Source organism: Candidatus Cryosericum odellii, from assembly GCF_003570935.1.
GTDB lineage: Bacteria > Caldisericota > Caldisericia > Cryosericales > Cryosericaceae > Cryosericum > Cryosericum odellii.
The window spans coordinates 1-5,506 of sequence record NZ_QXIU01000239.1; the positions used below are offsets into that span (position 1 = coordinate 1).

Below are 5,506 nucleotides of genomic sequence, written 5' to 3' on the forward strand. Positions count from 1 at the left end.
GCCTCGGGCAACAACCAACAGATCCACACTCAACTGGATATGGTGAACACCGCGGCGAGGCAGTTTGCTGTCATCCTTGTCTAGAAGATCTCCGCCTTGCACAGACGTCGGCTCGGCCAACGTGGAGGAGCGTACGACTTGGTACGACGCAGTTAGAAGATAAGCCAAGGAATCTTGTTACACTTTTGTGACATGCCTTGACATTTTGTAAGGACATGGTACACCTCTACTTGGAACCCAGGAGAGGCCCATGAAAGATCAGAGGAATGACATGGAAGTGCAGGAACCTAGGAAGTTCAGCAAGAAGGATAGGGCGATACTTCTAGCGTTGGAGCCAGTCGTAGATGGAGTAGCTACGATGTTTGGCGGCGGATGCGAAGTGGTACTGCACTCTCTGGAGGATTTGGAGCACTCTCTGGTGAAGATTGCAAATGGCCACGTAACTGGGAAAAAAGAAGGTGCTTCCTTAACAGATCATGCCGTTGAAATGCTCAAAAACGCAAGTTCGAGCAAGAATGGCCGGATCGAGACTTACTACACCAAAACAAGCGACGGGACCTTGATGAGGTCTGTTATTGTTCTCATCAGAAATGAAGAAGGGAAACGCTCTCCAAAATACATTCGCCTCAACGGCTGGCATGATTTGCGATGGAGCCAAGACAAGCTGTGCGTTGAAAGCAGCAATGGGAACTAGCACGGCCATAAGCAATGCGCTACTCGCGCTGGACGGTGTTGTTGTGCCTGGCGCAGACGGAATTGTTTCAGGAAGCATAAAAGGCACTATCGGAAATCTTGGTTACCTAGTGACAAATGGCATGGGGGCCGTTGACAAAAGCCTGATTGATATTTTGTCAGGAAGATCTATTTCTGTTCCACTTACGTAACAAGGGAAAGCCTGCAAGAATCGATCTGACAGAAGCATCGTTACAAGCAATAGGGTGCGGGAAAGACGTATCATTCCGCTGTCTAGCAGAAATGGAGGTGTCAGCATGCCAAAGTCAACATTCAAGGTTGTTTCGCGCAAGCTCCCCGGGGGTTTCGCCGTTGAAAGCGAGTCCCGTGGTTTCAAGATAATCATGGACGAACCACCACAGTTTCGCGGAACCGACACAGGCATGAATCCGGTCGAGGCTCTGTTGGCCGCTCTTGGTTCTTGTCAGTGCATGACGGCTGCAGAGTTTGCCAAATCTCAGGATATCGACCTCAAGGAGTTCTGGGTCGAACTCGAAGGAGATATTGGCATTGATGGGTGTCGCAGGGGCGATCCGAATGTGCGTCCCGGCTATCAGGAAGTCCGGTTTACTATGCACATCAAGACAGATGCACCGCAGGACAAGGTCGAAGCATTTCAGCAGTTCATTGAGAATCACTGCTCGGTCGGGGACTCGCTTGCAAAGGGTGTCAGCATGATGCCGACAACCATCGTTATCGAGAAGTAGTCGCTGGAGGAAATGGGAAGCTGTCGGCCGCCAGACCGGGAAGGTTGTACCACGTTCTTCTGGTGAGTTGTTGTTATTTCGATAGCCGAAAAAACGGCTAATCTCTGTGGGGAGGAAGAAGAGTGAAAAAGCTGCTAACAGTACTGCTTTCGTTCATGCTTGTCGCAGTTGTATTCGCAGGTTGCAAGAAGGCCACAACGCCAACAGGCGATGGTACTACTGGGGCCAAGTATCACATCGGTATCGTTACAGGCACCGTTTCTCAGGGTGAAGACGGCCTTCGCGGCGGTGATGCACTTGCAAAGGAATACGGAACCGTTGCCAATGGTGGCATAATCCAGGCGATTACGTATCCAGACAACTTCTCCTCTGAACAGGAGACAGTCATTGCCGATATCGTCGGTCTTGCCGACGATCCACTCATGAAGGCCATCGTCGTCAACCAGGCCGTTCCCGGCACAACCGAGGCATTCAAGGAGATCCGCGCGAAGCGTTCTGACATCCTGCTCTTCGCCGGTTCACCACAGGAGGACCCCAACGTCATCGACGCAGCTGCCGACGTTGTCACTGAGGCCAACAGTCTGGCTCGTGGCTACCTCATGATCTGGTCAGCCAAGCAGTTAGGCGCCAAGAACTTTGTCCACATTTCATTCGCCCGTCACATGAGCATTGAGCTTCTGAGTCGCCGCTGGGCCATCATGCAGCAGGCAGGCATTGACTTGGGCGTCAAGACGTACTTCGAGACCGCCCCCGATCCTACCAGCGATGTTGGTGTGGCCGGCGCCCAACAGTTCATCCTCGAGCACGTTCCGACCTGGGTCCAGAAGTATGGCAAGGACACGGCATTCTTCTGCACCAATGACGCAGAAACCGAACCGCTACTGAAGCAGATCATGAAGTATGGCGGCATGCTCATCGAAACTGACTCGCCTACAAATGGCTATCCCGGTGCCTTTGGCATTGACCTCACGGCTCAGCAGGGTGATTGGCCTGCCATCCTCAAGAAGGTGGAGTCCACCATCGTGGCCGACGGCGGGACTGGGCGTTTTGCCTCATGGGCATGGTCTCTCGACTACACAACCACGGCAGGTCTTGGCGAATATGCCAAGCGTTGCATNNCCAAGGTTGCGAACATGCAGGATATGCTCTCTGCATTTGAGAAGTATACTCCTGGTGCAGCATGGAACGCTTCCGACTACACGGATCTGAACACTAGCAAGACAGATACCAACCATTTCCTCATCTATCAGGACACGTATGTGTTCGGCAAGGGGTATCTGGGCACCACCAAGCAGGTAGTTCCGACGAAGTACTTGACGTACAAGGCAAAGTAGAACTCTGCAGTCAAACGCTGGGGCGCAGGCCCCAGCGTTGTCTCTTCATATGGGTACGACTTCATGGCGCATGACAACGGCCAATAGCACTGCGGAAATGCTGTGCTGCAGAAAAGGCCAAACACGCTACATAACCAATGGTTCCGAGTACCCCTCCCTTCTGAGCCTTTCAGCGACTCCCCTCTCGTCTCATGAATCGGAAGTGATCGATTTCTTGACTGGTGGCAACAGTTCCTGACAGCGCATTTCTCAAACAGGTACCTCTCTTCTCCCCTCTTCCTCAAAAGGGAAGAGGGGGTTCTTATATCACGCGCCGGGTCCGGTGGTTCCTTCAGTCGTAGTATCAATGCTGCCTTCGGAATCTCACTCCAGATAAGAGTGCGACCCTTCCAAAGAGGACATCGACACGACCAACAAGATCACGCAGGCCCTCAAGTATGTTGGCGTGCGCGTCCTGGACCACATCATCGTGGGCCGTGTCCGTCAGGACGAGTTCAGCTTCGCCCGGGCGGGGAGGGTACAAAAAACCACCCCGGCCAAGTGTGTCTTGTGGCTCCCCGCAGTCGTCCTATGGTTTCAGCAAGGTCCGCAGGATCTCTCCGGCCAGTTTCGGGTTTGCCTTGCCCTTGCTCTTCTTCATGAGCTGGCCGACGAGAAAACCGAGTACTGCCTCCTTGCCGCTCCTGAACTGCTCAACCTGGGTGACGTTCTCCGTTATCACCTCGCGTGCAAATCCTTCGATCGCGGAGGTGTCCGAGACCTGTTCCAGGCCAAGGCTCTTCACCGCCTCGGACGGTGTCACGCCGGAGTCGACCAGCATCGGAAGAACGTCCTTGGATGCAGTGTTGCTGATGGCACCCTTCTCGACCATCGTCAGGAGGCCGGCGAGTGTCGCGGGCGTCAGCTGCGTCTCCGACAGCGTCTTGCCGCGTTCGTTCAGGAGCCTGGCCACCTCGGTCCCCATGTAGCTGGCGAGCTTCTTCGGGTTGTCATACAGAGCAATGGTCTGCTGGAAGAACTCTGCCGTGGAGTGTTCCTCGGTCAGCAGGGCCGCATCATATGGCGAGAGGTTGAGGTCTCGTTCGAAGCGTGACTGCATCTCCCAGGGCAGTTCGGGCATCTGTGCCCGCACGGATTCCAGCTCTGTGGGATCCAGCTGCAGCAGGGGCAGGTCCGGCTCCGGAAAGTAGCGGTAATCGTTGCTGGCTTCCTTGCTGCGCATGGCGGTCGTTGTTCCCTGCACTTCGTCAAAGTGCCTGCTTTCCATCATGATGGGAGTACCGTCGGCAATGCACTGTGCCTGGCGCTGCTCCTCGTAGTCGATGGCCCGCTTGACGCTGCGAAAGCTGTTGAGGTTCTTGATCTCTACTTTTGTCCCTAGCTTCGCAGGATCCGGACTGACGGAGACATTCACGTCACACCGCATGGCACCCTTCTCCATGTCGCCTGACGATACGCCGAGCCACCTGACAAGCCGTCTCAGATTATGCAGGAACTCGTATGCTTCATCGCCGCTTTGCATGTCTGGTTCAGTGACAATCTCGACCAGTGGCATGCCACAGCGGTTGAAGTCGACCAGCGTCTCACCCCCGAGCGTGATGTCCGCGGCATGCATCGACTTGCCGGCGTCTTCCTCGATATGGGCGCGTGTTAACCGGACGCTGCGGCCGCCTTGTTCCGTGACGATGGGAAGCGATCCTCCTGTCGCGATCGGGCGGTCGAACTGGGTGATCTGATAGGACTTGGGAAGGTCCGGGTAGAAGTAGTTCTTGCGTGAGAACTCGGAGACCTCGTGGACAGTACAGCCCAGTGCCGTGGCGATCCTGACGGCCAGGCGCACGGCTTGGGCGTTCAGCGTGGGCAGGGCGCCTGGCAGTCCCAGGCAGACGGGGCAGACATGGGTGTTGGGCTCGTCCCCGAACGCCGTGCTGCAGCCACAGAACATCTTGGTCTGCGTGGCCAGCTGGACGTGAATTTCCAGGCCGATCGTCGTGGTCATGACTCACCTCCAAGCGCTGTGAACAGGACATTCGCGCAGGAGAGAACGTCAGCATCGCTCCAGCGGGGACCCATGAGTTGCAGTCCGACAGGAAGACCGGCGGTGTCCTTTCCAGCGGGAAACGAAATGGCAGGGGCTCCGGCCAGGTCCGCGGGGATCGTGAACACATCCGCCTTGTACATTTCCAGCGGGTCGGTCACCGCTCCAAGTTTGAACGCTGTCGTCGGGGTGGTCGGTGTGAGCAGGACGTCGGCAGACTGCAGTGCCGCGTCCAGTTCGTCGGTGATGAGTTGGCGTACACTGGCTGCCTTTTTGTAGTAGGCGTCATAGTACCCGGCAGAGAGCACGAATGCGCCGATGAGGATGCGCCGCTTCACTTCGGTGCCGAATCCGGTATTGCGTGTCCTGCTGTATGTTTCCGTCATGTCCCGTCCGTCCTCGTGCAGGCCGTAGCGAACGCCGTCAAACCGTCCGAGGTTGGCGGAGCACTCGGCAGGCGCGATGATGTAGTAAACGGGCAGTGCGGACAGAATATGCGGCACGCTGACCTCGACGATCGATGCGCCGCTTTTCACGGCTGCTTTACGGGTCGTCTCCATGGCTGCTGCGATTTCCGGCTGGACATCCAGCCCCTGGAGTTCACGGATGATGCCCACCCGTTTGCCTGCGAGGGTCGGTTGCAGTGCGGCCTCGAAGTCCACGTGGGGTCGTTTGACGCTGGTAGCATCCTTTGG

The 5,506-nt window shown here is 56.0% G+C and carries 6 protein-coding genes and 1 pseudogene; 5 read left to right on the forward strand and 2 right to left on the reverse strand.

All coding sequences use genetic code 11. From position 1 onward, the window contains the following. The first annotated feature begins 250 nt into the window (after positions 1-250). The 5 genes and pseudogenes from SMC5_RS09785 to SMC5_RS11805 form a co-directional block, all read left to right on the forward strand. Positions 251-694 carry a PAS domain-containing protein gene (locus SMC5_RS09785; RefSeq protein WP_119086678.1) on the forward strand — a complete coding sequence of 148 codons (444 nt, stop codon included), beginning with the start codon at positions 251-253 and terminating at the stop codon, positions 692-694. Then, positions 639-884 carry an L-serine ammonia-lyase, iron-sulfur-dependent, subunit alpha gene (locus SMC5_RS11800; RefSeq protein WP_165846579.1) on the forward strand — a complete coding sequence of 82 codons (246 nt, stop codon included), beginning with the start codon at positions 639-641 and terminating at the stop codon, positions 882-884. Before SMC5_RS09785 ends, SMC5_RS11800 begins: the two co-directional genes overlap by 56 nt. A 105-nt stretch (positions 885-989) precedes the next feature. Beyond that, positions 990-1,439, forward strand: a complete 450-nt coding sequence (locus SMC5_RS09795) for an OsmC family protein (RefSeq protein ID WP_119086680.1) — start codon at positions 990-992, stop codon at positions 1,437-1,439. 122 nt (positions 1,440-1,561) lie between these two features. Next, entirely contained in the window at positions 1,562-2,773 is a 1,212-nt protein-coding gene (locus tag SMC5_RS09800) for a DUF3798 domain-containing protein (RefSeq protein WP_207799209.1), read from the forward strand. 391 nt (positions 2,774-3,164) lie between these two features. Continuing rightward, a pseudogene (locus tag SMC5_RS11805) lies at positions 3,165-3,272 on the forward strand (JAB domain-containing protein); the annotation flags it as partial. A gap of 69 nt (positions 3,273-3,341) precedes the next feature. Here SMC5_RS11805 and gatB read toward each other — a convergent pair. Further along, positions 3,342-4,772 (reverse strand): Asp-tRNA(Asn)/Glu-tRNA(Gln) amidotransferase subunit GatB, encoded by a 1,431-nt coding sequence (gene gatB / locus SMC5_RS09810; protein WP_119089894.1) that lies wholly within the window; start codon positions 4,770-4,772, stop codon positions 3,342-3,344. Next, positions 4,769-5,506, reverse strand: a 738-nt coding sequence (locus tag SMC5_RS09815; protein ID WP_243625040.1) for an amidase family protein, incomplete at its 5' end; no start/stop codon positions are given. The genes gatB and SMC5_RS09815, both read right to left, overlap by 4 nt.